This is a genomic window from Thioclava sp. ES.031, from assembly GCF_002563775.1.
Classification (GTDB): Bacteria; Pseudomonadota; Alphaproteobacteria; order Rhodobacterales; family Rhodobacteraceae; genus Thioclava.
Map to the genome: position 1 here is coordinate 914975 of NZ_PDJO01000001.1, position 23854 is coordinate 938828.

Consider the following 23854-nt stretch of genomic DNA (forward strand, 5'->3'; position numbering starts at 1 on the left):
CAACATGAACGCAAAGGCTCTTTCCCGTCCATCGCTGCGCGCCCTCTGGGGCGTGTTTCTGGTCTCATTGCTGTTGCCCGGCCTTGCGGCGGCGCAGAGCTTCGATCTTCTGAAGCCCAAGGGAGGCAGCGGTCCGCTGTCGCCCGAAGAGGCGTTTCAGGTCGAGACCGAGTGGCAGGAGGACGGAACGCTTGCGGTCTCCTTCGATATCGCGCCGGGCTATTACCTCTATCGCGAGCATCTGACGGTGAGCGCCGAGGGCGGCGATGCGCCCGTGATCGAGACGCAGCCGGGCGAGATGAAGGACGATCCGAATTTCGGCACGGTCGAGGTCTGGCACGATCGCACCGAGGCCGTGGTGAGCAACATTTCCGGCCCGTTCACGCTGCACTGGCAGGGCTGCGAGGAAAAGGGGCTGTGCTACCCGCCGCAAAGCCGCGAGATTGTGCCTCCGGGCGGGGCCGCGACTGCACCCGCATCCGGCGCGGCGCAATCGAACCAGGCCGCCGGAGTGCCGGATTATGCGCAGAGCGACGCGTCCTCCGCGCCTGCAGCGCGTTCCGAGGCAGAGAGCCCTTCGTCCCCCGCATCCGCCTCCGAAGGGAGCGGAAACAGCCTGAGCCTCTCCTCCGATGACGGCCTCGTCGCGGGGATCGCGGCGAAGGGCGGTTGGGCTCTGGTCGTGGCGTCCTTCTTCGGCTTCGGTCTGCTTCTGGCTTTCACGCCTTGCGTGCTGCCGATGGTGCCGATCGTCGCCGGGATGCTTGGCGCGCAAGGCAAAGACCTGACGCCTGCGCGCGGGCTGGCGCTGACCGGGACCTATGTGCTGGCGATGGCGGTGGCCTTCGGGCTTCTGGGCATCGTCGCGGCGTGGTCCGGGCAGAACCTGCAATTCCTGATGCAGGCGCCTGCGACGGTGATCGCGCTCGCGCTGCTGTTCGCCGTTCTCGCACTGTCTTCCTTCGGCCTGTTCGAGCTGCGCCTGCCGCAGGCGCTGACCAACAAGGTCAGTTCCGTTCAGGGGCCGCGCGGTACGCTGGCAGGCGCGGCGATCCTCGGCTTCACCTCGACGCTGATCGTCGGGCCTTGCGTGACGGCCCCGCTGGCAGGGGCCTTCCTCTATATCGCGCAGACGGGCGATGCGGGGCTCGGGGCCTCGGCGCTGTTTGCGCTGGGGCTGGGGCAGGGCGTGTTGCTGATGGCCGTGGGGCTCTTCGGCTCGGCGATCCTGCCGCGCATGGGCGAATGGATGGTCGGCGTGAACCGCGCCTTCGGCTTCGTCTTCCTTGGCGTGGCGATCTGGTTGTTGAGCCGCGTCGTCACGGGGCCTGCGATCCTCGCGCTCTGGGCGCTGCTGCTGATCGGCGCAGGCGTGGCCCTGGGCGGTCGCGACCGGTTCGGACCGGAAAGCTCGGGCCTGCGCCGCGTGGGCGGCGCGCTGGGTGTCGCAGCGCTGCTGGCCGGTGCGCTCGAAGGTATCGGCGCGGCAAGCGGCGCCGCCGATCCGCTGCGGCCGCTTGCACCCTTCACGGCAGGCCAGACAGTCATGGCCGCGACGTCGGACGTGCTGACGGAGGATGACTTCGCCCATGTCGAGACGCCCGAGGCGCTCGATTCCGCGCTCGCCGCGGCGAAGGGCGCGCCGGTGATGCTGATCACCACGGCCGAGTGGTGCACCGAATGCGCGACCATTGCGCGCGAGGTGATCCCCGACCCGCAGGTGCAGGCCGCGCTGCGCCACGTCACGCCCATCGCGGTCGATGTGACCAAGACCGGCGCGCCGCAGCAGGCGCTTCTCAAGCAGTTGGGCGTGATCGGCCCGCCGACGCTGATCTTCCTCAGTCCCGACCATTCGGAGGCGCAGGGCACCCGGCTGATCGGGGATGTGACCGCGCCGAAACTCACGACCTCGCTCTCGGAGATCGCTCAATGAACCTTATCCGCTTCGCCCCGCTCGCGTTGATCGCCCTCGCGGCCTGCGCGCCCGAGCCTCCCAGCCCGGCCCCGCAACCCGCGCCGCAAGCGCCGCAGCTGAGCGCGCGCGTGAAGGCGATCTACGGCGCGATGGAGAATGACGGGCGCACGATCCCTGCGGTGGACCCGAAACTGCTGAGCGAAGAGAAAGCCCGTCAGGAGGTCGATTACTGGACCGACGAACCGCCCGGCACGATCGTCGTCGACCCCTGGGCGCGCAAGCTCTACCTCGTGCAGAAGAACAACCGCGCGCTGCGCTACACGGTCGCCGTGGGCGAGGACGGGCGCGGCTTTTCCGGCGAGGGACATATCCCCTATCAGCGCGACTGGCCGAGCTGGACGCCGACCAAGAGCATGATCAAGGAAGACCCCGAGCTATACGGCCCGGTGAAGGACGGGCTCGCCGGTGGCCTCGACAATCCGCTCGGCGCGCGGGCGCTTTACCTGCATCGGGGGAACAAGGACACGCTCTACCGCATTCACGGAACGATGGATGACAGTTCAATCGGCAAGGCGACCTCGGCGGGCTGCATCCGATTGTTCAATCAGGACATCATCGACCTCGCCGACCGCGTCCGCTCCGGCACCCATGTCGTCGTGCTGACCCGTGCCGAGAGCGGCAAGGGCACGGTGCCGCCGGGCCAGCCGCTGCCGCCCGTTCCCTACTCCCCTGAAGATTTCCCCCAAACCACAGGAGACGACACATGATCGATCGCCGAAATTTCCTCACCCTCGCAGGCGTCGCCGCGGGCTCCACGCTGATCCTGCCGACGGCGAGCCTCGCGCAGGCCGACATCTCGCCGGAAGCGGTGTTCCACGATCCCAAGGCGCCCGCGCTTGGCAACCCGGATGGCGACATCACGCTGGTCGAGTATTTCGACTACCAGTGTCCCTACTGCAAATCGAACCACCCGGTGGTCGAGAAGGTGATGCGCGAGGACGGCAATCTGCGCGTCGTGATGAAGGACTGGCCGATCTTCGGCGCGCCTTCGGTCTATGCCTCGCAACTGGTGCTGGGCGCGCAGAGCATGGGTAAATACGAAGCAGGCCTCGAGGCGCTGATGGCGACGCAAGGCAAGCTGTCGAACGACCTGATCGACAAGACGCTCTCCGAGGCCGGTGTCGATCCCGACAAGGCGATGGCGGGCTATAAGGCCAACCGCAAGGAGATCGACGCGCTGCTCTCGCGCAATGACGGGCAGGCGGTCGCGATCGGTCTGCGTGGCACGCCCGCCTATATCGTCGGGCGCGACGTCTATCCCGGTGCCGTCGATGCCGACACGCTGCGCAAGGCGATCAGCGACGCGCGCCAGGCCTGAGCCGCACCACTTCGTCGGACAAACAAAAGGCCCCGGGGGTGAAGCAAACCCCGGGGCCTTCCTCATCGCGGGCCTCCCCCGGATGGGGAAGACGCCTGCGATTAGCTGTTGTCGCCGTCTTTCCAGATGCGCAGCGTGCTGACCTTCGCGCCGCCGTTCAGGCCCGAGCTGTCGAAGACATAGACGCGCGGCTTGCCGGTCTCGATATTCGCGGTCGCATTGGCGTTGACGACGGTGATGCCCGCGCCCGCGCCGACATGCCATTCGCCGCCATTCTGCACTTCGCTGACCGATTTCTTGGTCGGGAAGACGTAGATTTGGCTCGCCTGCTTGGCGCCGAGCTGGAGGCCGACCGACGCCTTGCCGATGTCGTAATAGCCCTGAACCTTGCCATTCTCGATCAGCGCGCCGGAGCCGCCCGAACCGCCGATGCCGAGGTCGACCGTGGTCACTTCGGGGAAGACCAGAACGGCTGCGGAATTGGTCGCGACCTGCTGGCAGGTCTCCTGGAGGCTGGCGCATTGCTGGAGCGCAGCGGCCACGTGCTTGTCGAGATCCGGACGCGGCTGAACGCCTTTCGCGTGGTCCATCGCATTGGCGGGCGAGCCTGCGAGCGCCATCGTGCCCATCAGGGTTGCGGCGATACCAGCGGTGAGGGTGCGGGTCTTGGATTTCATGAGATGCCTCCTTTTGAAATTACGAGGCTGAAACGGACCCGCAGGCTGCACGTTCCTTTTCGGATCAATCACATAAGGCAAAAAATCGTGTCGGAACCGAGGGCGCGATCCGCGAATTCGCGCGCCCGGAGGAAGGAGGCGAGGCCGCTCTTTTCGTTACGCGGAAAGGCTGTCGAGCACCGCGCCCATGATCGCCGCGGTGTCGCGCCAATCCGGCAGGGCGGTTCCCGCCACCGCCGAGGCCGCGCCCATTCGCTCCCGCAATTCTGCGTCTTGGAGAAGCTGTCGCAGCGCTTCCGCAAAGTCGAGATGCGCATCGACCGGCACGAGAAACCCGGCATCGGGCGGCACCGTGTCGGGCACCGCGCCCGTGCGGCAGGTCACGATGGGCAGCCCGTGCTGCATCGCCTCGCCGAAGACGATCCCGTAGCCCTCGTAGCGCGTCGCCAGCGCGAAGATCGAGGCCGCGCGATAGGCGGTGTCCAGAGCGTCGCGCTCCATCCGTCCTGCAAGCTGCACCCGCTCGCTCAGCCCGAGCCGTGCGATCCGCGCCGCGAGCGCATCGGCGACCTCCGGGTCCTGCGCGCTGCCCACGATCTGCGCGCGCCAGTCCAGATCGGCGATCTCCGCCAAGGCGTCGATCAGCACGTCATGCCCCTTGCGCGGCGCCAATAGCCCGACCGCGAGGATCAGCGGCGGCGTGGCTTTCGCGCTCTCCAGCACCGGCGGACGGTCGAAGCCCGGCAGGGCGATCGAGATTCGCTCCGGCGCGACGCCGAACTCCTTTTGCAAAATGGCGCTGGTATGCGGACTCGGCACGACGACATGGGCGGCGCGGCGCAGGTTCTCCGCCTCGCGTTTCAGCAGATGGCGCGCGCGATCCTCGGTCAGCCCGGTCTCGAGCCCCAGCGGATGGTGCAGCATCGCAATCACGGGCGCGGTCATCGCGTCGAGCACCTCCGGGTCGATCGACCCGAAGACCAGCCCGTCGAGGATCACCGGCACATCCGCGGGAATGGCGGTCAGTTGGCGGCGCGCGGTCTTGGTCTCCTCGGGCGTCGCATCGGGGAAGCCGGGCGGCAGTTCCAGATGCTCCACGCGGCGGCCCTCGGCCCGCAGCGCCTCGAGCAGCTTGCGCTCGTAGATGAACCCGCCGGTGAGTTGCGTGATGTCGCCCGGAATGGCGAAAACGGCTGGCGTCATGTCGTGTCTCTCCCGATCTTATCTGGCGCGTTGCTCGGCCCCGTCGCGGCGCAGCACCGCGCGTTCGACCCGCTCGATTGCGAGATAGGCCGCGACCGCCACGAGGGCGAGGAGGACAACCGAACTCCACAGCATTCCGTAATCCGAGGTCGAGGCGGTCAGTGCCATCAGCCCGCTCAGCGCCCGCGCGTGGATCGACGCTGCACGATCTGAAAACCGAGGTCGACGATCTTTTCCTGCGTGGCACTCCCCGAGAGCGCATCGAGGATCAGTTGCACCGCGCCCTCGCCCATTTCGCGGCGGAAGGTGCGCACCGAGGAGATCGAGGGCTCCGCGGCGGCCATCATCTCCATATCGTTGAACCCGCAGATGCCCAGATCGTCGGGAATGCGCAGGTTGCGGCGCTGCGCTTCGAACATCGCGCCAAGGGCGAGGTCGTCATTGATGCAGAAGATTGCGTCGGTCTCGGGGGCGAGATCCATCAACTGCGCTAGTAGATGGCTGCCCAGCGTCACCGAGGAGGGGCGAGTGGTCGTCTGGATGCGCTTGCCTTCCTCAATGCCATGCGCGCGCAATTCGTCGCGGAACCCGTGCAGGCGGCGCTGCGTGCGCGGGTCCATCCGCGCGCCAAGGAAGCCGGGACGGCGGTAACCCTGCGCGATCAGATGCGCGGTGGCGGCACGGGCGGCGTCGTAATGCGAGAACCCGATCATCCGGTCATAGGGGGCGCTGCCGGTCTCCATAATCTGCACGACCGGACAGCCCGCCTCGCGCAACAGCGCCTGCGCGGCCTCGGTCTGATCGACCCCGGCCACGATCAGCCCGGCGGGGCGCTGGCGCAGGAAGACGCGGATCAGGTTCTCTTCCGACAGCGGCGCGTAGCGCGAATAACCAAGCTGGACCGAATGATGCGTACCCTCGACCGCGGAATAGATCCCGTCCATCACATCGGCGAAGACGTTGTTCGACACCGAGGGCAGGATCACCCCGATAATGTCCGACCGCGTCGAGGCGAGCGCGCGGGCCGCAGGGTCCGGCAGGTAGCCGAGCGATTCGATTGCGGCGGCGATCTTGTCCCTCACGGCCGGCGAGACGACCTCGGGATTGCGCAGGGTGCGCGAAACAGTGGCAACGCTTACACCGACATGGTCGGCGACGTCGCGCATCGTAACTGACTTGTTTTCCTTATTTTTATTCATTGCCTCTCCCCTGGGGCGCGTCTCTCTTCGAAAAGCGCGATTGACGAATGTAACCGCTTACATTACGCCTCTGTGTCCAAGAAACACCTGTGAACCCGGTAAGGCAAGATGGCAAGCAGCAGCAGCGCAAACGCGATACCAGTCCTTGTGATGGGCGTTTGCGGCACCGGCAAGACGACGGTGGCGCAGCGCGTGGCGCAAGCGGTGGACGGCGTGTTCCTCGATGCTGACGATTTCCATCCGCCCGAGAATGTCGCGCATATGGCCGCCGGTCTGCCGCTCAACGACGAGATGCGCTGGGACTGGCTCGACCTCGTGGCGAAGGGCGTGATCGAGGCGGGGCGCGACGGCCGGACGGTCGTTTTCGCCTGTTCGGCGCTCAAGCATTCCTACCGGGATCGCCTGCGCCAGAGCCTCGGCGTGATGCATCTCGCGCATCTCACCGGGCCGCGCGACCTGATCGCCCAGCGGATGGCCGCGCGCGAAAACCACTACATGCCGATCGCGCTGCTCGACAGTCAGCTGGCCGATCTGGAAATGCCGGGGCCCGACGAGGCCCCGCTGAGCTGCGATATCCGCGAAGCGCCAGAGGCGCTTTGTGCGCAGATATTGAACGCCTGGGGCCTCACGGCCCCACAAGTTTGATTTCGTCTTTTAAGGGAGGACACCATGACGAAACCGATCCGTAAAATCGCCCTCGCGAGCGTCGCTATCGTGGCGCTGGCCAGCGCCGCGAATGCCGAAACCCACAAGTACAAGTTCCAAAGCTCGGACCCGGCGGGTAACCCGAACTTCGAGCTGCAGCAGAACTGGGCGAAGGACCTCGCGGAGCGCACCGACAACCAGATTCAGGTCGAGATGATGCCCGTGGGCTCCGTCGTCGAACATAACGAGACGCTGGACGCGACCGGCGCCGGCATCATCGACGGTATCGTCACCGACATCTCCTATTTCGCGGGGAAAGACCCTGCCTTCTCGCTTCTGGGCAACCCGGTCGGCGCATGGTCGAGCACCGATCAGCTGCTGGACTTCATGAACAATGGCGGTGGCCAGCAACTCGCGAACGACCTGTTCGAACCCTATGGCGTGCACTACGTTGGCTCGACCACGACGGGCCTCGAGTCGCTCGTCTCGAAAGTGCCGCTCGACGGCGTGGCGGATCTGAAGGGTCTGAAGATGCGCGCGCCGGAAGGTCTCGTGCAGGACGTCTTCGCGGCGGCTGGCGCGGCTCCGGTGAACCTGCCGGGTTCGGAAGTCTACACCGCGCTCGACAAGGGCGTGATCGATGCGGCCGACTACACCGTGTTCTCGACCAACCAGGCGCAGGGCCTCAACGACATCGCGCCGAACCCGGTCTATCCGGGCTTCCACTCGATGCCGCTCGTGGGCGTCGCGATGAACAAGAAGGAATGGGACAGCCTGTCGCCCGACCTGCAGAAAGCCTTCCAGGAGTCGGTGAAGGAATTCGCGACCAACGAGGTCAGCGATCTCGCAGCGGCCGACAAGAAGGCCGTGGCCAAGGCCGAAGCGGGCGGCAAGATCCACATCCACAACTGGTCGGATGAGGAGCGCGCCAAGTTCCGCCGCATCGCGATCACCCAGTGGGAAAAGGTTGCCAAGAAGTCGGACAAGGCGCAGCACGTCTATGACGTCCTGACCGCCTATCTGAAGAAGAACAACCTTCTCTGATACCCTATCGGTGCGGGGCTGCGATCGCGGCCCCGCATCTTTTCCTGTTTCCTGACAGCAGCGGTTTTTGCAATGTCACAACCCGATAAGACCGGGGTGGATCACCCCGCACATGATCCGCACACGCCGGAACCGGTGCAAAACGAGGACGAGGCGGCGACCATCCCCGAGGCGGGCATCCTCGGCCGCGCGATCAACGCGGTGGGCATCGTCTTCGCGCTTGGCATCATCGCCTCCGCGCTGATCCTTCTGAACGAGGTCGTGCTGCGCTACGGCTTCGACAGCCCGACGATCTGGGCGCATGAGACGACGATCTTCCTCTGCGCGATGGCCTTCGTCTATGGCGGGCTCTACTGCGTCGTGCGCAACAGCCATATCCGCGTCGTCCTGATCTACGACATGGTCACCGGCCGGGCGAAGCGAGTTCTCGACGCGATCATCTCGCTGATCTGCCTCTTCGCGGCTGGCTTCTTCGCCTGGGCCGCCTATGGCATGGTGATGAAGGCGACCTTCCGTCCCGGTGGCGAGGTCCATTTCGAGACTTCGGGCAGCGCCTGGGATCCGCCATTCCCGGCCTATCTCAAGATTTTCCTTCTCGTCGTGCTCTGCCTCATGGTCGTGCAATTCATCGTCATGGCGGTGAACTACCTGCGCGGCGCCTTCGCATCGGAGGCGGGTAAATGATCGAACATCTGCTGAGTTTCGACCTCTCTGCGCTGGGCATCGGCTATGGCACGGTTCTTCTCTTCGCGCTGCTGATCGGTCTTCTGCTGACCGGCATGCCGCTGGCCTTCGTGACGCTGCTCGTCGCGCTGATCTTCGCGCTTGGCTGGTTCGGGCCGATGGCCGTGCCGCTGATCACCAGCCGCGTCTATTCCTTCGTCTCGAGCTTCGTCTTCGTCTCGGTGCCGATGTTCGTGATGATGGCGGCGCTTCTGGACCGATCGGGCATCGCACGCGATCTGTTCGAGGCGATGAAACTCGTCGGCGGCCGGATGCGCGGTGCAGTGGCGGTGCAGACGATCTTCGTCTCGGTCATCCTCGCGGCGATGTCGGGCATCATCGGCGGCGAGATCGTGTTGCTGGGCCTTCTGGCCCTGCCGCAGATGATCCGTCAGGGCTATGACCGCAAGCTCGCCATCGGCGTGATCTGCGCGGGCGGCTCGCTGGGAACGATGGTACCGCCCTCGATCGTTCTGATCATCTACGGCCTGACCGCGAATGTCTCGATCGGCGACCTGTTCACCTCGGCCTTCATTCCGGGCTTCATGCTCGCGGCCTTCTACGTGATCTTCGTGATCATCCGGGTGAAGCTGAACCCCGATCTGGCGCCTTTGCCGGAGCCCGACGACCGTCCGTGGTCCGAGAAGATCAAACTGCTTAAAGGCCTCGTCCTGCCGGTGCTGGTGATCGGTTTCGTGCTGGGCTCGATCTATGGCGGGATCGCCTCGGTCACCGAGGCCTCGGCGCTTGGTGTGGCGGGCGTGATGCTCTCGACCATCATCCGGGGCGAGCTGACGCTCTCGATGCTCAAAGGGGCCGCGCTGCAGACGCTCGCGACCTGCGGGATGATCGTCTGGATCGGTATCGGCGCCTCGGCTCTGGTCGGCGTGTTCAACCTGATGGGCGGGATCGATTTCGTGTCGTCGCTGCTGAAGGGCGTCTCGGACACCCCGATCATCGTGATCCTGACGATGATGGCGATCCTGTTCTTCCTCGGCATGTTCCTCGACTGGGTGGGGATCGCGCTGCTGACGATGCCGATCTTCGTGCCGATCGTGAAAGATCTCGGCTACGATCCGGTCTGGTTCGGCGTGGTGTTCGCGATGAACATGCAGGTGAGCTTCCTGTCGCCGCCCTTCGGGCCAGCCGCGTTCTACCTGAAATCGGTCGCACCGAAGGACATCTCTCTGGGCGAGATTTTCCGCTCGCTGCTGCCCTTCATCGCGATCCAGATCCTCGCGGTGGGGCTGCTGGTGGCCTTCCCGGCGATCACCGGGCACTGAAGCGAAACGGATTGAAACGAGAAGAGGCGGGCTTTCGGGCCCGCCTCTTTGCATGTCTGAGTGTCGAACCGTGCCTCAGGCGGCGGCGGGTTGCTCGCGAAACTCGCTGAGCACTTCGGCGGCGATCTTGAAGGACTTCTGACGCGCATCCGCGTCGTGGATCATCCCGGTCACCATCAGCTCGTCGGGCTCGTATTGCGCGATCAGGCGCGCCAGATCATCGCGCACCTTGTCCTTGGAGCCGGTGGCCGAGCAGGACAGCGCGCGCTGCACCTGAACCATCATCTGCGGCGGCACCTCGGACAGATCCTCGGTCGGGCGCGGCAGCTTGCCGGGCTTGCCCGAACGCAGCCGCGCAAAGGCCAGCACCTGAGACGAGCGCAGATATTGCGCCTCCTCGTCGGTGTCGGCGGCAAACACCCCGGCGGCCATCATCGCATAGGGCTTGTCGAGATAGGCCGAGGGCCGGAAATCGCGGCGATAGATGTCGAGCGCATCGCCCAGCATGTCGGGCGCGAAATGCGACGCGAAGGCATAGGGCAGGCCGAGATAGGCGGCGAGCTGCGCGCCGTAGAGGCTCGAGCCGAGGATCCAGATCGGCACATGGGTGCCTGCGCCCGGAATGGCGCGTACCCGGAAGTTCTCTGCCTCGTCGCTGAAATAGGCGAGCAGCTCCTGTACGTCTGCAGGGAACGTGTCCTCGGGCGACATGTTGCGGCGCAGGGCGCGGGCGGTGCCGCCATCGGTGCCGGGCGCGCGGCCCAGACCGAGGTCGATCCGGTCGGGATAGAGCGTGGCCAGCGTGCCGAACTGCTCGGCGATCACCAGCGGCGCGTGGTTGGGCAGCATGATGCCGCCCGCGCCGACGCGCATCGTCTTGGTCACCGAGGCGACATGGCCGATCAGCACCGAGGTCGCGGCGCTGGCGATGCCGGGCATGTTGTGATGCTCGGCCAGCCAGAAGCGGTGATAGCCCGCGTCTTCGGCCATCCGTGCCAGATCGGCCGTGCCCGCAAGCGCGTCGGCTGCGGTTTTCCCTTCGGGCACGGGCGACAGATCGAGAAGTGAGAATTGCTGCATGGGGAACCTCCGTCGGGGCAGAGCTAGCGCGCCGCGCAGCGCTGTCCAACGCCGCGCGCGCCTGTTGATCTCCTACCTATGACCCCGCGTTCCGCTTTGCGAGGGGGCGGCGGGTCTGCATAGTGCGCAGACCCAAGCGAGGAGGATGACATGGCCGACCCGGTGCAGATTTCGGTAAGCGCGCAAGGCGTGGCGGAGGTGACCCTCAATCGGCCCGAGAAGAAGAACGCCTGGACGCTGGAGATGTTCGACGCGCTGGCCGAGGCGGCGCAGAGCCTGTCGCAGCAAAAGGGCCTGCGCGCGGTGATCCTGAGCGGTGCGGGCGGCTGTTTCTCGGCCGGGCTGGACCTGAGTGTGATGCAAAGCTTCGCGGCCGATCTGGCGGGGGTGAAGGCGCAGATGGCCGAACGCGATGCGCAGGGTGCGAACCGTTTTCAGCGCCCGGTGACGCGATGGGCGTATCTGCCCGTGCCGGTGATCGCCGCGATCGAGGGGGTGGCCTTCGGGGCGGGGATGCAGCTTGCGCTCGGTGCGGATTTCCGGATCGCGGCGCCCGATGCGCGGCTGTCGATCATGGAGGCGAAATGGGGGCTGATCCCCGATATGGGCATCTCGCAGAGCCTGTCGAAACTGACCCGCGCGGATGTCGCGAAAGAGCTGATGATGACGGGCCGGGTGCTGGAGGCCGGTGAGGCGCAGAAGCTGGGGCTGATCACGCGCGTGGCCGAGGCCCCGCTGCAAGCGGCGCGCGACATGGCCGCCGAATTTACCCTGCGCTCCCCCGAGGCGCTGGCGGCGAGCAAGGCGATGGTGGAGCAGGCATGGACGATGCCGTCCGGCGATGGGCTGGCGCTGGAGGCCGAGTTGCAGGCGGAGATCATCGGCGGTCCCGCGCAGATGGAAATGGTGATGGCGAACCTGCAAAAGCGCGCGCCGAATTTCTCTCAAGGATAGAATGTCAGCGAAATGTCTATAAGGTGAGGGCGTAAACGCACGAAAGGAGAGCGCCGCTCATGCCCGCAGGAGAACGCCGCATCGTCTCATCCCGCCATCTGGCCGAAGGGCCGGGCTGGGAAGCCTCGGAATTCGAATACGGGATGATCATCGCCTACAACTCGTTCGCGCGATGGATGCAGCGCTGCATGGCGGCTTCGGGGATGGAGCTGTCGCCGCTCGAAATCCTCGTGCTGCACAACACCAATCACCGCGACCGCGAAAAGCGGCTCAACGACATCACCTTCCTCCTGAATATCGAGGATACGCATACGGTCAATTATGCGCTGCGCAAGCTGTTGAAGCTGGGTCTGCTGGATTCCGAGAAGCGCGGCAAGGAAGTGTTCTACCGCACCTCGGAAAGCGGGCGCGAGCTGTGCGAACGCTATCGGAAAGTGCGCGAGGAATGCCTGCTCGAGCCGATCCAGAAAGGCGGTATGGCGGGTGAGGATCTGCGCGAGATCGCCTCGGCCCTGCGCGTGCTCTCGGGCTATTACGATCAGGCGAGCCGCGCGGCCTCCTCGCTCTGAGGCCGCGCGTCGGTTCGGTCAGTTGCCCATCAGCGAGGGCAGGTAGGTCACGATCCCCGGCACCAGCGTGATCAGCAGCACCGCCAGCAACAGCAGCCCGAAGAAGGGCAATGCCGCGCGGGCGACCTTGAGGATGTTGTAGCCGGTCAGCCCCTGGATCACGAAGAGGTTGAAGCCCACGGGCGGGGTGATCTGGCTCATCTCGACGACCAGCACGAGGTAGATACCAAACCACAGCGGGTCGATCCCCGCGGCCTCCACCATCGGCAGGATGATCGAGGTGGTCAGCACCACGACCGAGATCCCGTCGAGGAAGCAGCCCAGCAGGATGAAGAACACTGTCAGCACCGCCAGCAGGGCTGTGGGCGACAGTCCGAACGTGCCGATCCACGCCGCGAGGTTGCGCGGGATGCCGGTGAAGCCCATCGAGACCGACAGCACCGAGGCCGCCAGCAGGATGAAGGCGATCATCGCGCTGGTGCGGGTGGCCGAGAACAGCGCTTCCTTGAAGTCGCGCCAACGGAAGCTGCCCGTCGCCATCGCAAGGATCACCGAGAAGACCACGCCCACGGCGGCGGCATCGGTGGGCGAGGCGACGCCGGTATAGATCGAACCGATCACGCCGCCGATCAGGACGACGATCGGGATCAGGCGACGCGAGGCCCGCAGCTTTTCGCGCAGGTTCAGGGTGATGTCCTCGCGCGGGATCGCGGCGGGGTTCATCCAGGCGCGCAGCGCGACATAGCCGCCGAACAGGCTGACCAGCATCAGCCCCGGCAGGATGCCCGCGATGAAGAGCCGCGCGATGGATTGCTCGGTCGCGACGCCATAGACGATCAGGATCACCGAGGGCGGGATCAGGAAGCCAAGCGTGGCCGAGCCCGCCAGCGTTCCGAGGATCAGACTCTCGGGATAGCCGCGGCGGGTGAGCTCGGGCACCGACATGCGCCCGATCGTGGCCGCCGTCGCCGCCGACGAGCCCGAAACGGCCGCGAAGATCGCACAGCCCAGCACGTTCACATGCAGCAAGCGGCCCGGCGCGCGACCCAGCCAAGGGGCGAGGCCGGAGAACATATCCTCGGACAGCCGCGAGCGGAGCAGGATCTCGCCCATCAGGATGAACAGGGGCAGAGCCGCCAGCGGCCAGCTATGGCTGTGGCCCCAAAGCGTGGTCGCCATCACCAGCCCGGTCGGCGCGCCGGAGAAGAAGGCCAGCCCCGCCAGCGCCACGATCAAGAGCGACAGCGCCACCCAGACGCCGCCCGCAAGCAGCACCAGAAGCAGCCCCAGAAGAATTGCGAAGGTCATCGGATCGGACATGGTTTACTCCGAAACATCATCGACGAGCACGGGGCGCTTGGCGCGGATGCTCTCGATCAGCGTGTCGAGGAAAGCGAGCGCCAGAAGGCCCAGCCCCACCACCATCGTGCATTGCGGGATCCAGATCGGGATCGCGACGATGCCGGTGGACATATCGCCGTAATGCAGGCTCTCGAGCATCAGCGAGGTTGCGAACCACACAGCGTAGACGCTGGCCACGAAGCCAAGCGCGAGCGCCACGATCTCGGCCACCCATTGGCCGCGCGCGGGCAGGCGGGTCAGCACGAGATTGACGCGGATATGGCTGCCGTGGCGCAGCGTGTGGGCCAGCGCCATGAAGCTTGCCGTCGCGAGGAAATAGCCCGCGAAATCGGCATAGGACGGGATCGTGTAGGAGAGGGCGGGACCGCCCAGACGGGCGAGTACGTTCAGCCCGACCTGTGCCGTGACCAGCAGGCAGATCGCGAGGATCGAGACGGCCGCGATCCCTCCGGACAGAAGATAGACCTGATCGAGCAGGCGACGCATGGCGAAAGCTCCGAACGCTTGAAGTGGGGATGAGCATCGAAAAAGGCCCTCCCGCGCGGGACGCGGAAGGGCCGGATCGGGCGGGCTCAGTTGCCCTGATAGGCCTTGAGAACCTCAAGCGCGTCGGGGCTGGCTTTCTCTTTCCAGTTCGCCAGCATCTCGTCGCCGATCTTCTTCAGCCCGGCTTCGAGTTCGGGGCTGGGATCGACGATCGCCATACCGTTTTCCTTCATCACGGCGGTCTTCTCGGCGGCCTCTTTCTCAGACATCTCCCAGCCGCGGGTCTGCGCGGTGGCTGCGGCATCCATCACCGCCTTCTGCTCGTCTTCGCTCAGACGGTCGAAGGCGCGCTTGTTCACCACGACGATGTTCTTGGGCAGCCAGGCGTCGATCTTGGTGTAGGTGTCGACGAAGTCCCACGCCTTGGAATTCGCGCCGGTCGAGGGCGAGGTGATCATCGCCTGCAGCTGACCGGTCGAGAAGGCCTGCGGAATGTCGACCGCTTCGACCTGCACGGGCGCGGCCTTGGCGAGCGTCGCAAACTCTTCCAGCGCCGGGTTATAGGCGCGGAAGCGCAGACCCGCGAGGTCGTCCACGGATTTGATCTCGCCATTGGTATAAAGCCCCTGCGCTGGCCACGGCACCGAGAACAGCGGCATCAGGCCCTGCTTGTCGAGAAGCTTGGTGATGACGGGCTTCTGCGCCTCCCACAGCTTTTCGGCCTGATCGTAGCTGGTGGCGAGGAAGGGCTGGCTGTCGACGCCGAAAGCCAGATCCTCGTTCGAGAGCGTCGAGAGGAAGAACTCCCCGAGCGGCACCTGACCCGAGCGCACGGCGTTCTTGATCTCGGAATGCGGGAAGAGCGAGCCCGCGGAATGAACCTTGATCTCCAGCTTGCCGTCGGTCGCTTTCGACACGTCCTCGGCGAAATCGCGGATGTTCACGGTGTGGAAGGTGGTGTCGCCATACGGCGTCGGCATGTCCCAGGTCTGCGCCTGAACGGCCGTGCCCAGCCCCAGCGCAACCGCGAAGCTTGCAGCAAATCTGATCATATCTCTCTCCTGTCGGGTCGCGGCGGAATTCGTGTCCGCCTCCTTTTCATAACGTTGACAAATTGTCAGTAAAATGAAATCAAAGTCAACGATAAGTTTCAAAATCGCGGTCTGAGCCAGTGGAGATGCCCTGACATGATGCTCGAAGAAGCATTGCGGCCCGGAACGGCCCAAGCGCATAGGCCGCAGATTTTGCCGGCTGGCGGGAACGGGCTGCTCGTGCGGTTCGCGCTGGTCGCGGAGCCGCGTGCGATCGCGGCGGCGCAGAGCTTTCATCAGCGCGTGACGGAGAGCGATCTGGCCGGTCTGCGCGAGGTCGTCCCGAGCCTCGTGTCGGTTCTGCTGCGTTTCGATCCGGAGGCGGTAACGCGGGCCGAGATGGCCCAGCGGCTGGAGATCCTGCTTTCCGAGGCCGATTGGCAAAGTGCGGCGCCGCATCCCGCGCAGCGCGTCTGGCATTTGCCCGTGGCGTTCGGCGGCGAACACGGCCCCGATCTGGAAGAGGCGGCGAAGCTTGCGGGTCGTTCCCCGCAAGCGGCCATCGACGAGATCACCGCGACCCCGCTGAGTGTCCTCGCCATCGGCTTCGCCCCGGGTCAGCCCTATCTCGGCCTGCTGCCCGAGCATTGGAATCTCGCGCGCCGGTCCGCGCTGAACCCGCGCGTGCCGAAGGGGGCGCTCTGCGTGGCAGTGCGCCAATTGGTGCTGTTCGCGAATGCCTCGCCCACCGGCTGGCACCAGATCGCGCGGACCGCATTCGACGTGTTTCGTCCCGACCAAAGCGACCCGGTGCCGCTGCATGCGGGCGACGAGGTTCGCCTCGCGCCGGTCTCCGGCACCGAAATGGACGCGCTGCTGAAAGCGGGCGATCCGATGGGCGGCGCGCGCTGCGAGGTGCGGTCATGAGCGGCGGATCGGTGATCCTGCGTGCCCTCGGGCCAAGCGTGAGCGTGCAAGACATGGGCCGTCCCGGCCGCATGGCGCAAGGCATCTCGCGCGGAGGCGCGGTCGATCCGCTGGCACTGGTCGAGGCGGCGGCGCTTCTGGGGTCGCGCAGTCCGCTTCCCGCGCTGGAGATGGCGGTGAGCGGCGGGCGGTTCGAGGTCACGGCCCCGACGCGGATCGCCCTGACCGGGGCGCCGATGCAGGCGGAGCTTGATGGACGCCCCCTGCGCTGGGGCGCGAGCCACAAGATCGAACCGGGCGAGGTGCTGTCGATCGGTGCCGCGCGCGCAGGCATGTTCGGCTATCTCACCTTCGCGGGCGGGATCGAGACGCCCGAGGTGCTGGGCAGCCGCTCGGCGCATCTCGCCGCCGGGATCGGATCGGTGTTGGAATCGGGCGCGTGCCTGCCGCTTGGCACGGACCCCGAGCCCGACGCGCCCGCGCTGGTTCTCACGCAGGAGGATCGTTTCTCGGGGGGCACGCTGCGGATCATCCCGGGGCCGCAGACGGGCCTGTTCGACGAGGATACCTTCGCGCGTCTCACCACGACCGAATTCACCCGCGCGCGGCAGGGCAACCGTCAGGGTGTGGCGCTCGAGAGCGATGCGCCTGCGCTCACCTCGGACAAGGCCGAGGGGCTCGCCTCGGATGTGATCTTCGAGGGGGACATCCAGATGACCGGCGCGGGCACGCCCTATGTGCTGCTCGCCGAATGCCAGACCATCGGCGGCTACCCTCGGATCGGCACCGTGCTGCCCTGCGATCTGCCGCGCGTAGCCCAGGCTGCGCCGGGGACGAAGCTGCGGTTCAAAGCGGTGACGCTGGACGAGGCCGACGCGCTGGCGCCGCGCTGGGAGGCGCAGCTTCACGCGCAACGCGCCAAGCTGCGTCCGCTGATCCGCGATCCGCACGACATCCATGACCTGCTCGGCTACCAATTGATCAGCGGCGTGACAGCAGGGCGCGAGTTGGAGGAAGAGAATGGCTAAGATCGACCTGAACGCCGATATCGGCGAGAGCTTCGGCCCGTGGGTGATGGGAAACGACGCGGCGCTGATGGAGGTGATCTCCTCGGCCAATGTCGCCTGCGGGTTTCACGCGGGCGACCCGGATGTGATGGCGCAGACGATGCGGACGGCGGTGGCCAATGACGTCGGCATCGGCGCGCATCCGGGTTTTGCCGATCTGCAGGGTTTCGGGCGTCGTCGCCTCAACCTCAGCGCCGAGGAACTGACCAATCTGGTGACCTATCAGCTGGGCGCGGCGCAGGCGATGGCCCGCGCGGCGGGCGGCGCGGTGCGGCACTTCAAGCTGCACGGGGCGCTGTCGAACATGGCCTCGGAGAACGCCGAGATCGCCCGGGCCTGCTATGCCGCGGCGCTGAAGGTGCAACCCGAGATCATCCTCGTCGTGCTGCCGCAAACCGCGATGGAACAGGTCGCGCGCGACTTGCAGGCCAATTGGGCGGGCGAGATCTTCGCCGACCGCGCCTATGAGGATGACGCCTCGCTGGTGGCGCGCTCGAAACCCGGTGCGGTTCTGCATGACGCCAAAGAGGTCGGCGCGCGGATCGAGACGATGCTGCGCAAAGGTGCGATCGTGACCGCGTCCGGCAAGGAAATCCCCTGCAAGATCGACACGGTCTGCCTGCATGGCGACGGGGCAGAGGCGCTGGCGATGGCGCGCGCGCTGCGCGGGCATCTGACTGGGGCCGGTTTCGAGATCGCGCCCTTCGGCTAAGGCCGGTCTGCGGTCACATCATTCGCGCCCATCATCACGCGCGGCGCGTCATGTCCTGCGGGCAGAGATCATGCCGCTTGGCCCAATGCAGAAGCGTGTCGTCGAACTGCTCGGGCGGGACGCCTTCGAGCCCGGGAAACTCATGCAAGATGATCCGCAGCGCGCGGCGCTGGTCCTCGGTCAGGCGGTCGTCGTGCCAGAGCCGATAGATGCCGCGCGGCAGGCGGCGCTCGGGTCTCGCGGTGCTGTAGAACAGCGCGAAGGGGATGGATTTTACCTGTGCCACGTAGCTTGATAATTGCGGCAGGAACTGCCCGGTGAACTCGTCGGAGCCGGGCGGGAAGACCTCGGCCAGAGCCATGACTGCACGCCCCTGCGCCGCTGCCTGCGTGGTGGAGAAGACGAAGCTTACCGCGAGCGTCAGCACCAGCATCCCTGTCACCCCCGTGATCACCGAGATCAGCGACCAGCCGGTCCCCGCAGGCGTCGCGTAGCCGCCACCCAGCGTCGAGAGCAGATGCCCCGCATAAGAGAGGCTGTCACCGAAGCTCGCCGCGGGCAGGCCCTTGGTCGTCTCCAGAGACCGGGTCGCGGCGAAGAAGATCAGGCTCCAGCCGAAGGCGACCATGATGATCCAGACGCCGCCGAGCCATGCCATCGTCACCGGGCCGCAGATGCGATGCGCGAGCCGCGTGTGCCCGAAGCTGCGGATGCGCTTGAAGCCGAACCGTGCGATGGCCAGCGAGATTGCCCCGGACTGGCCAGCACCAAGCGCGCAGAGCAGAATGTCCCAAAGCGAGATCGCAACGATGGCGGCGCCGAGGAGGATCAGGAAAATGGTCACGGGAGGCTCCGGAAACTGGAAAGGTGGGTCAGGTCAGGCGGTCTCGGGCCTGACCAGCGGCAGGTAGTGGCGCCGTGTCATCATCATCAGAACGGCCAGCAGCGGGGTTGCCAGCGCGAGGCCGAGAAGGCCGAAGAAGCTGCCCATCAAAAGCTGGAATGCGATGACGAGGGCCGGGGGCAGCGACATCGCCTTTTCCTGAATCTGCGGCGTGATCAGGTTGCTCTCGAGCGCCTGTACCGCGAGGTAGAGCAGCGCCACCCAGAGCATCGTGATGGGGCTCAACGTCAGTGCCATCGCCAGCGCGGGGATCGCCGATAGCACCGGGCCGATATTGGGGATGAAGGTCAGAAGCCCCGCGAGGATCGCAAGGATCGCCGCCAGCGGCACGTTCAGCAGCCACAGCCCGACGAAGGTCAGAAGGCCGATCACCGTCATCGAGATCAGCTGCGCAAAAAGCCAGCCCGACAGCGCAGCCCAGCCGGTCGCGAAGCTCGCGACGACCCAGTCCCGCTTGGAGGCGGGGAAGAGTGCTGCAATCCCGCGCCGATAAAGCTGCGGCTCCACCGCGCCATACACACCGATGAACAGGATGAGCATCGCGTTCCCGATCACGCCGATCGACATCATCACGGTCGTGGCGGCCCCTTTGCTCGACGGCGCGATCGAGCCGAGGTCGATCGAACGCGTGACCGAATGCAGCCAGCCATGCGAGTCGATGTAGTCCTGCACCTGTTTCATTGCCTTGGGCAGGGCGGTCGTAAGCTGGTCGAGCTGATCGGAAAGGCCCTGCGCCGCATAGAGAAAGAACAGAACCGCGAGGCAGACCAATATGATCGAATAAAGCGCGAGGCCCCAGCCTTCGCGGATATGCAGCCTGCGCGCGATGGCATTGCCGCCCATCCGCAGGAAGACCGCGACCAGAAGCCCCGCGAAGACGAGCAGTAGAATATCGGGCGCGATCAGCACCAGAAGCGCAAAGATCGCGATCGGCAGCCAGAAGGCCATCCGCTCGCGCGAGGCCTTTGCGCGCAGGCCGGTCGGCTTGGGGTCCGCATGGTCGGCGCGATGCGGTCCGGGGTCTGACATGGTGCTCTCCGTCGCGGCTTGTGTTCCGTGACAGCCAACCTGTCGCCCGCGCCGTGGTTCCGTGCCCAAAACGCGTTGCGGCGGAGAAAATGTCACCCGCCATGTGTCCTGCGCCGTATCCGCGCGAGCTGGGCGAGATGTCACAACACATCGCGGAAGCGACTGAAAATGTGTAAAAAATGCATCCCGGTGAGCCGGTTGTTTGTCTTATGTTAAAGATATGAACTTTTTCGCCTGAAGGGCTGAATTCGCCCTCGGGCAGAGGAACTTCTGGACCCGAGGAGACGTTGCCCGGTCGAAATATCCCAACAGGGACAAACGCATTCAGCCGCCCAATCCGGAGGTCTCTCTTATCATGTCCGCCCGCCTCATCGTCGTGTCCAACCGTATCCCGTCCGAGGCCACGCCCTCGGGCGGGCTCGTGGTGGCGCTGCATGAGGCGCTGCGTGAGAAAGGCGGCATCTGGATCGGGGCGCATCCCGAGACGGGCCCCGAAGAACCCACACTCATCGATATGGGCGGGACGCAATATGACAAGCTCGCCTTCCGCCTGACCGATGCGGATCGCGCGGCTTATTATCTCGGTTTCGCCAATTCCGTGCTCTGGCCGATCGCGCATCACCGCACCGATCTGGTCGAGATCAATCGCAGCTTCGACGAGGGCTATCTGCGTGTGAACCGCCGGATCGCGGAGCAGATGGCCGAGGTGATCTCGCCCGAGGATCACATCTGGATTCACGACTACCATTTCTTCCCGCTGGCCGAGGAGCTGCGCAGTTTGGGCGTGACCAACCGCATCGGCTTCTTCCTGCATATTCCTTTTCCCAACATCACCGATCTCGACGTGTTGCCCGACCCGCCCGCCTTCGCGCGCTGGCTGGCGCATTACGACCTGGTCGGCCTGCAGACGCGGGCCGACGTGGCGCGATGCCTCGAGATGTTCCGCGCCGATCCACGGGCAGAAATGCTGCCCAACGGCGCGATCAAATTCGGCGCGCAGGAGGTGTCCGTCCGGTCTTTCCCGATTGGCATTTCAGCTGAGAGCTTCGCCCGGGCGGCGCAGGACTGCGCGCCGCCGCCCGCGCACGAATTGTTCGGAGACGCCTATGTGATCGGCGTCGACCGGCTCGACTACTCCAAGGGGTTGCCGCAACGCTTCCGGGCGTTCGAGCGGTATCTGGAAAGCTACGACACGGGGCCGCGCGCCTCGCTGGTGCAGATCGCGCCACCGTCGCGCGAAAGCGTGCGGGCCTATCAGGAGATCACCGCCGACCTGCAGCAGATCGCGGGGCAGGTGAACGGGCGTTTCGGCGAGGTCCATTGGGCGCCGATCCGCTTCCTGCACCGCCCGGTACCGCGCGACGAGATCGCGGGGCTGCTGCGCGGCGCACGCGCTGCGCTGGTGACGCCGCTTGCCGACGGGATGAACCTCGTGGCGAAGGAATATGTCGCAGCGCAGGATCCGGACGATCCGGGCGTGTTGGTGCTGTCGCGCTTCGCGGGCGCCGCCGAGGACATGACCGAGGCGCTGCTGGTCAATCCGCATGACGTCGACGAGACCGCCACCGCGATCCGCCGCGCTCTGACGATGCCGCTGGAGGAACGCCGCGCGCGCCACGCCGCCTGCATGGAAGTTGTCCACGCGACCGATACCGGCGCTTGGGCGCGCAGCTTCCTCGATCAGCTCGCCGCCTGCACACCCGCTTTGCGCATTACCGGACGCGCCGCCGAATGGCTTCGCGGCGAAGAGGGCCGGGAATTCGACCCCGCCGCGCATCGCTCTACTTCAAAGGAGGAGGCCTGATATGACTATGATGTCACGAAATATGGAGACGACCGCGTCGGAGGAGGGCGCGCTCGTCCTGATGCTGCACCCCGGAAATTGCGATCTCGAGTGCCATGGGGCGTTTGCGGAGGCGCTCAAGCACGACCGCTCGCACATTGTTTGCCTGTCCCAGGAAGGCGGCGGGCGCGGTGCGTTGGTCGCCCGGCTGGGTGCTTGCGGCGCGACGCCGATCTGTGCGTCGTTCCTGACCTATGAAGATGAAGCGCTCTTTGATCCCGAGGAACAAGGCGCCATCGCGCATGTGCTGTCCTACATTATGCAGGCGCACGCTTTGACCCGCATCTTCGTGCCCAAGCATGACTGCGATCACGCGTGCCACGCCGCGATCGAGGCGATCGCGCAGAACCTGTCGCGAATTTCCGGAGCGCCGGTCACTCATGCCGATGATGAGCCAGCGGATAGCGAGATGGTCGCGGGTGGCGGTGATCCGAGCGGGAGCGGCACTCTTCTGAGCGCCCGCGCCTGACCGGCCCAGATCCGCGCCCCCGCGGACACTCCTAAAAAAGAAACCGCCCGCGCATCCGAAGCTGCGCGAACGGCCCGGGAGCGGTCTGCCGAGAGGGGGACCTTCCGGCAAACCTCCCCGTCACTTGGGGCTTTTACTCAAGCCCGTCACTTGGGCATGATCACCTTGTCGATCACGTGGATCACGCCGTTGCTGGCCTCGATATCGGCCTGGGTCACGCTGGCATCATCGACCATCACGGCGGGGTCGGTTTTCACCGTGACTTCCGAGCCCTGCACGGTCGCGGCCATCATCCCATCACTCAGATCGCCGGACATCACTTTGCCGGGCACGACGTGATAGGTGAGGATCGACGTCAGCGTGTCCTTGTTCTCGGGTTTGAGCAGGTCGTCGACAGTGCCTTCGGGCAGGGCTGCAAAGGCCTCGTCGGTGGGTGCGAAGACGGTGAAGGGGCCTTCGCCCTTGAGCGTCTCGACCAGTCCGGCGGCCTGCACGGCGGCCACGAGCGTCTCGAAGCTGCCTGCGTTCACGGCGGTGTCGACGATATCCATTCCGCCATGATTGTCGGCATAGGCGGGGGCGGAAACGAGCGCGGTTCCGGCGAGGACTGCGGCCATGAAGGTTCTTCTCAGCATTCTCTTTCTCCCTGTGTTGGATCGTGGGTAGATCCCGTGGTGGATCATGCAGGAGATACGGGGAATGCAGCGATATGGATCACGCGACGCTCGCGATTTCGCACTGGGGCGTGAGTTGTCGTGAGTGCGCAGGTCCCGCGTCTCGCGCCTAGTGCGGGGCTTTGCGAAGATCTTCGGGCCGGTCGATATCGCGGAGCGTGCCGGGCGGCAGCGGGACCCGCCGCAGGTCAGGGGCGCGGCGCAGCAACGCCCCGGCGCCGCGGTCGCCCGTCAGCCGCAAAGCAGCAGCGAACAGCCTGCGCGGGATCAGCGCCGGCGGCGCGAGGCGACCGTCTGAAGTCGCCATCGCCGGATGGTGACCGGGTGTCTTGAGAAGCTGGCGCAGATGCGCGCGCGAGACCTCGGGCATATCGCCGAGAACGATCAGCAGATGGCTCGCGCCACTGGCTTGAGCGGCGCGGATCGCGCGGTGCAGGCTCGCGCTCTGGGCGCGACCCGCTCCGATGCAGAGAAGGTCGAGCCCCGCGCCGCGGAGCTCTTTCGGCAGCTGGGGAGTGCGGGTGATCGCGGCGCGTTTGAAAAGCCCGAGACCCCGGAGCGTCTTGGCCGAGCGCAGCACAAGCGCGGCCTCTCCGTCCGCGCGCGCGGCCAGCTTGTCGCGCGCGCCGAAGCGCCGCGACGCGCCCGCCGCCAGGACCACGCCTATGATCTTGCGCGCC

26 protein-coding genes are annotated in these 23854 nt (G+C 65.8%); 14 read left to right on the forward strand and 12 right to left on the reverse strand.

All coding sequences use genetic code 11. The annotated features are described in order from the left end of the window. Positions 1–4: 4 nt before the first annotated feature. The 3 genes from dsbD to AXZ77_RS04480 are packed head-to-tail and all read left to right on the forward strand — an operon-like array spanning position 5 to position 3293. Positions 5–1933 carry a protein-disulfide reductase DsbD gene (gene dsbD, locus AXZ77_RS04470; protein WP_255266412.1) on the forward strand — a complete coding sequence of 643 codons (1929 nt, stop codon included), beginning with the start codon at positions 5–7 and terminating at the stop codon, positions 1931–1933. After that, the gene (locus AXZ77_RS04475) at positions 1930–2682 is read left to right on the forward strand and encodes a L,D-transpeptidase (protein WP_098410208.1); all 753 of its coding nucleotides are present in this window, start codon (positions 1930–1932) and stop codon (positions 2680–2682) included. The genes dsbD and AXZ77_RS04475 overlap by 4 nt, the downstream gene beginning before the upstream one ends. Then, positions 2679–3293, forward strand: a complete 615-nt coding sequence (locus tag AXZ77_RS04480; protein ID WP_098410209.1) for a DsbA family protein — start codon at positions 2679–2681, stop codon at positions 3291–3293. Before AXZ77_RS04475 ends, AXZ77_RS04480 begins: the two co-directional genes overlap by 4 nt. A 101-nt stretch (positions 3294–3394) precedes the next feature. Here the strand turns inward: AXZ77_RS04480 and AXZ77_RS04485 are convergent, their stop codons facing one another. The 4 genes from AXZ77_RS04485 to AXZ77_RS04495 all read right to left on the reverse strand — a co-directional run bounded on the left by AXZ77_RS04485 (position 3395) and on the right by AXZ77_RS04495 (position 6372). Next, entirely contained in the window at positions 3395–3970 is a 576-nt protein-coding gene (locus tag AXZ77_RS04485; RefSeq protein WP_098410210.1) for a YSC84-related protein, read from the reverse strand. Positions 3971–4126: 156 nt separating this feature from the next. Then, positions 4127–5173, reverse strand: a complete 1047-nt coding sequence (locus tag AXZ77_RS04490; protein WP_098410211.1) for a glycosyltransferase family 4 protein — start codon at positions 5171–5173, stop codon at positions 4127–4129. 18 nt (positions 5174–5191) lie between these two features. Then, positions 5192–5341 carry a hypothetical protein gene (locus tag AXZ77_RS19500; protein WP_176535961.1) on the reverse strand — a complete coding sequence of 50 codons (150 nt, stop codon included), beginning with the start codon at positions 5339–5341 and terminating at the stop codon, positions 5192–5194. Positions 5342–5349: 8 nt separating this feature from the next. Beyond that, positions 5350–6372: a LacI family DNA-binding transcriptional regulator gene (locus AXZ77_RS04495; RefSeq protein ID WP_098410212.1), complete on the reverse strand. Its 1023-nt coding sequence runs from the start codon at positions 6370–6372 to the stop codon at positions 5350–5352. Between the two features lie 108 nt (positions 6373–6480). Here AXZ77_RS04495 and AXZ77_RS04500 point away from each other — a divergent pair, with 108 nt between their 5' ends. The 4 genes from AXZ77_RS04500 (at position 6481) to AXZ77_RS04515 (ending at position 10067) form a co-directional block, all read left to right on the forward strand. Beyond that, positions 6481–7017: a gluconokinase gene (locus AXZ77_RS04500; protein WP_218000473.1), complete on the forward strand. Its 537-nt coding sequence runs from the start codon at positions 6481–6483 to the stop codon at positions 7015–7017. A gap of 24 nt (positions 7018–7041) precedes the next feature. Then, entirely contained in the window at positions 7042–8061 is a 1020-nt protein-coding gene (locus AXZ77_RS04505) for a TRAP transporter substrate-binding protein (protein WP_098410213.1), read from the forward strand. A 72-nt stretch (positions 8062–8133) separates the two neighbouring features. Continuing rightward, positions 8134–8745, forward strand: a complete 612-nt coding sequence (locus tag AXZ77_RS04510; protein WP_098410214.1) for a TRAP transporter small permease subunit — start codon at positions 8134–8136, stop codon at positions 8743–8745. Then, on the forward strand, positions 8742–10067 hold the full coding sequence (locus tag AXZ77_RS04515) for a TRAP transporter large permease subunit (RefSeq protein WP_098410215.1): 1326 nt from the start codon (positions 8742–8744) through the stop codon (positions 10065–10067). Before AXZ77_RS04510 ends, AXZ77_RS04515 begins: the two co-directional genes overlap by 4 nt. A 75-nt stretch (positions 10068–10142) precedes the next feature. On the opposite strand, the gene AXZ77_RS04520 is transcribed toward AXZ77_RS04515, so the two are convergent. Next, positions 10143–11147, reverse strand: coding sequence for an LLM class flavin-dependent oxidoreductase (locus AXZ77_RS04520; RefSeq protein ID WP_098410216.1), 1005 nt, complete (start codon positions 11145–11147; stop codon positions 10143–10145). 150 nt (positions 11148–11297) lie between these two features. Between AXZ77_RS04520 and AXZ77_RS04525 the strand changes: the two genes are divergently transcribed. Further along, positions 11298–12101 carry a crotonase/enoyl-CoA hydratase family protein gene (locus tag AXZ77_RS04525; protein ID WP_098410217.1) on the forward strand — a complete coding sequence of 268 codons (804 nt, stop codon included), beginning with the start codon at positions 11298–11300 and terminating at the stop codon, positions 12099–12101. A 59-nt stretch (positions 12102–12160) separates the two neighbouring features. After that, positions 12161–12670 carry a winged helix DNA-binding protein gene (locus AXZ77_RS04530; protein WP_075776310.1) on the forward strand — a complete coding sequence of 170 codons (510 nt, stop codon included), beginning with the start codon at positions 12161–12163 and terminating at the stop codon, positions 12668–12670. Positions 12671–12688: 18 nt separating this feature from the next. Here the strand turns inward: AXZ77_RS04530 and AXZ77_RS04535 are convergent, their stop codons facing one another. The 3 genes from AXZ77_RS04535 to AXZ77_RS04545 form a co-directional block, all read right to left on the reverse strand. After that, a complete protein-coding gene (locus AXZ77_RS04535; RefSeq protein ID WP_098410218.1) occupies positions 12689–13990 on the reverse strand; it encodes a TRAP transporter large permease in 1302 nt (433 codons plus the stop codon). A gap of 3 nt (positions 13991–13993) precedes the next feature. Next, positions 13994–14518, reverse strand: a complete 525-nt coding sequence (locus AXZ77_RS04540; RefSeq protein ID WP_078539870.1) for a TRAP transporter small permease — start codon at positions 14516–14518, stop codon at positions 13994–13996. Positions 14519–14604: 86 nt separating this feature from the next. Continuing rightward, a complete protein-coding gene (locus tag AXZ77_RS04545) occupies positions 14605–15570 on the reverse strand; it encodes a TRAP transporter substrate-binding protein (RefSeq protein WP_098410219.1) in 966 nt (321 codons plus the stop codon). Between the two features lie 135 nt (positions 15571–15705). Between AXZ77_RS04545 and AXZ77_RS04550 the strand changes: the two genes are divergently transcribed. The 3 genes from AXZ77_RS04550 to AXZ77_RS04560 are packed head-to-tail and all read left to right on the forward strand — an operon-like array spanning position 15706 to position 18255. Further along, positions 15706–16476 (forward strand): allophanate hydrolase subunit 1, encoded by a 771-nt coding sequence (locus AXZ77_RS04550; RefSeq protein ID WP_098410220.1) that lies wholly within the window; start codon positions 15706–15708, stop codon positions 16474–16476. Further along, complete coding sequence (locus AXZ77_RS04555; protein ID WP_098410221.1) at positions 16473–17504, forward strand: biotin-dependent carboxyltransferase family protein; 1032 nt, start codon at positions 16473–16475, stop codon at positions 17502–17504. Before AXZ77_RS04550 ends, AXZ77_RS04555 begins: the two co-directional genes overlap by 4 nt. Continuing rightward, complete coding sequence (locus tag AXZ77_RS04560) at positions 17497–18255, forward strand: LamB/YcsF family protein (protein ID WP_098410222.1); 759 nt, start codon at positions 17497–17499, stop codon at positions 18253–18255. Before AXZ77_RS04555 ends, AXZ77_RS04560 begins: the two co-directional genes overlap by 8 nt. Before the next feature lie 34 nt (positions 18256–18289). On the opposite strand, the gene AXZ77_RS04565 is transcribed toward AXZ77_RS04560, so the two are convergent. Both AXZ77_RS04565 and AXZ77_RS04570 read right to left on the reverse strand, forming a co-directional pair. Next, positions 18290–19099, reverse strand: a complete 810-nt coding sequence (locus tag AXZ77_RS04565) for a hypothetical protein (RefSeq protein ID WP_098410223.1) — start codon at positions 19097–19099, stop codon at positions 18290–18292. A 33-nt stretch (positions 19100–19132) separates the two neighbouring features. After that, complete coding sequence (locus AXZ77_RS04570) at positions 19133–20188, reverse strand: AI-2E family transporter (protein ID WP_098410224.1); 1056 nt, start codon at positions 20186–20188, stop codon at positions 19133–19135. A gap of 355 nt (positions 20189–20543) precedes the next feature. Here AXZ77_RS04570 and AXZ77_RS04575 point away from each other — a divergent pair, with 355 nt between their 5' ends. Together AXZ77_RS04575 and AXZ77_RS04580 are read left to right on the forward strand one after the other, a co-directional pair. Beyond that, a complete protein-coding gene (locus AXZ77_RS04575; RefSeq protein WP_098410225.1) occupies positions 20544–21992 on the forward strand; it encodes a trehalose-6-phosphate synthase in 1449 nt (482 codons plus the stop codon). 22 nt (positions 21993–22014) lie between these two features. Then, positions 22015–22500 (forward strand): hypothetical protein, encoded by a 486-nt coding sequence (locus AXZ77_RS04580; RefSeq protein WP_098410226.1) that lies wholly within the window; start codon positions 22015–22017, stop codon positions 22498–22500. A 146-nt stretch (positions 22501–22646) separates the two neighbouring features. On the opposite strand, the gene AXZ77_RS04585 is transcribed toward AXZ77_RS04580, so the two are convergent. After that, complete coding sequence (locus AXZ77_RS04585; protein WP_098410227.1) at positions 22647–23135, reverse strand: fasciclin domain-containing protein; 489 nt, start codon at positions 23133–23135, stop codon at positions 22647–22649. Positions 23136–23283: 148 nt separating this feature from the next. Further along, positions 23284–23835: an NTP transferase domain-containing protein gene (locus AXZ77_RS04590; protein WP_176535962.1), complete on the reverse strand. Its 552-nt coding sequence runs from the start codon at positions 23833–23835 to the stop codon at positions 23284–23286. Positions 23836–23854: the final 19 nt, after the last annotated feature.

Bases quoted from the DNA above. Each gene is read 5' to 3' on its own strand.
- dsbD (WP_255266412.1), top strand. From the start codon at position 5: ATGAACGCAAAGGCTCTTTCCCGTCCATCGCTGCGCGCCCTCTGGGGC.
- AXZ77_RS04475 (WP_098410208.1), top strand. From the start codon at position 1,930: ATGAACCTTATCCGCTTCGCCCCGCTCGCGTTGATCGCCCTCGCGGCC.
- AXZ77_RS04480 (WP_098410209.1), top strand. From the start codon at position 2,679: ATGATCGATCGCCGAAATTTCCTCACCCTCGCAGGCGTCGCCGCGGGC.
- AXZ77_RS04485 (WP_098410210.1), bottom strand. From the start codon at position 3,970: ATGAAATCCAAGACCCGCACCCTCACCGCTGGTATCGCCGCAACCCTG.
- AXZ77_RS04490 (WP_098410211.1), bottom strand. From the start codon at position 5,173: ATGACGCCAGCCGTTTTCGCCATTCCGGGCGACATCACGCAACTCACC.
- AXZ77_RS19500 (WP_176535961.1), bottom strand. From the start codon at position 5,341: ATGGCACTGACCGCCTCGACCTCGGATTACGGAATGCTGTGGAGTTCG.
- AXZ77_RS04495 (WP_098410212.1), bottom strand. From the start codon at position 6,372: ATGAATAAAAATAAGGAAAACAAGTCAGTTACGATGCGCGACGTCGCC.
- AXZ77_RS04500 (WP_218000473.1), top strand. From the start codon at position 6,481: ATGGCAAGCAGCAGCAGCGCAAACGCGATACCAGTCCTTGTGATGGGC.
- AXZ77_RS04505 (WP_098410213.1), top strand. From the start codon at position 7,042: ATGACGAAACCGATCCGTAAAATCGCCCTCGCGAGCGTCGCTATCGTG.
- AXZ77_RS04510 (WP_098410214.1), top strand. From the start codon at position 8,134: ATGTCACAACCCGATAAGACCGGGGTGGATCACCCCGCACATGATCCG.
- AXZ77_RS04515 (WP_098410215.1), top strand. From the start codon at position 8,742: ATGATCGAACATCTGCTGAGTTTCGACCTCTCTGCGCTGGGCATCGGC.
- AXZ77_RS04520 (WP_098410216.1), bottom strand. From the start codon at position 11,147: ATGCAGCAATTCTCACTTCTCGATCTGTCGCCCGTGCCCGAAGGGAAA.
- AXZ77_RS04525 (WP_098410217.1), top strand. From the start codon at position 11,298: ATGGCCGACCCGGTGCAGATTTCGGTAAGCGCGCAAGGCGTGGCGGAG.
- AXZ77_RS04530 (WP_075776310.1), top strand. From the start codon at position 12,161: ATGCCCGCAGGAGAACGCCGCATCGTCTCATCCCGCCATCTGGCCGAA.
- AXZ77_RS04535 (WP_098410218.1), bottom strand. From the start codon at position 13,990: ATGTCCGATCCGATGACCTTCGCAATTCTTCTGGGGCTGCTTCTGGTG.
- AXZ77_RS04540 (WP_078539870.1), bottom strand. From the start codon at position 14,518: ATGCGTCGCCTGCTCGATCAGGTCTATCTTCTGTCCGGAGGGATCGCG.
- AXZ77_RS04545 (WP_098410219.1), bottom strand. From the start codon at position 15,570: ATGATCAGATTTGCTGCAAGCTTCGCGGTTGCGCTGGGGCTGGGCACG.
- AXZ77_RS04550 (WP_098410220.1), top strand. From the start codon at position 15,706: ATGATGCTCGAAGAAGCATTGCGGCCCGGAACGGCCCAAGCGCATAGG.
- AXZ77_RS04555 (WP_098410221.1), top strand. From the start codon at position 16,473: ATGAGCGGCGGATCGGTGATCCTGCGTGCCCTCGGGCCAAGCGTGAGC.
- AXZ77_RS04560 (WP_098410222.1), top strand. From the start codon at position 17,497: ATGGCTAAGATCGACCTGAACGCCGATATCGGCGAGAGCTTCGGCCCG.
- AXZ77_RS04570 (WP_098410224.1), bottom strand. From the start codon at position 20,188: ATGTCAGACCCCGGACCGCATCGCGCCGACCATGCGGACCCCAAGCCG.
- AXZ77_RS04575 (WP_098410225.1), top strand. From the start codon at position 20,544: ATGTCCGCCCGCCTCATCGTCGTGTCCAACCGTATCCCGTCCGAGGCC.
- AXZ77_RS04580 (WP_098410226.1), top strand. From the start codon at position 22,015: ATGGAGACGACCGCGTCGGAGGAGGGCGCGCTCGTCCTGATGCTGCAC.
- AXZ77_RS04585 (WP_098410227.1), bottom strand. From the start codon at position 23,135: ATGCTGAGAAGAACCTTCATGGCCGCAGTCCTCGCCGGAACCGCGCTC.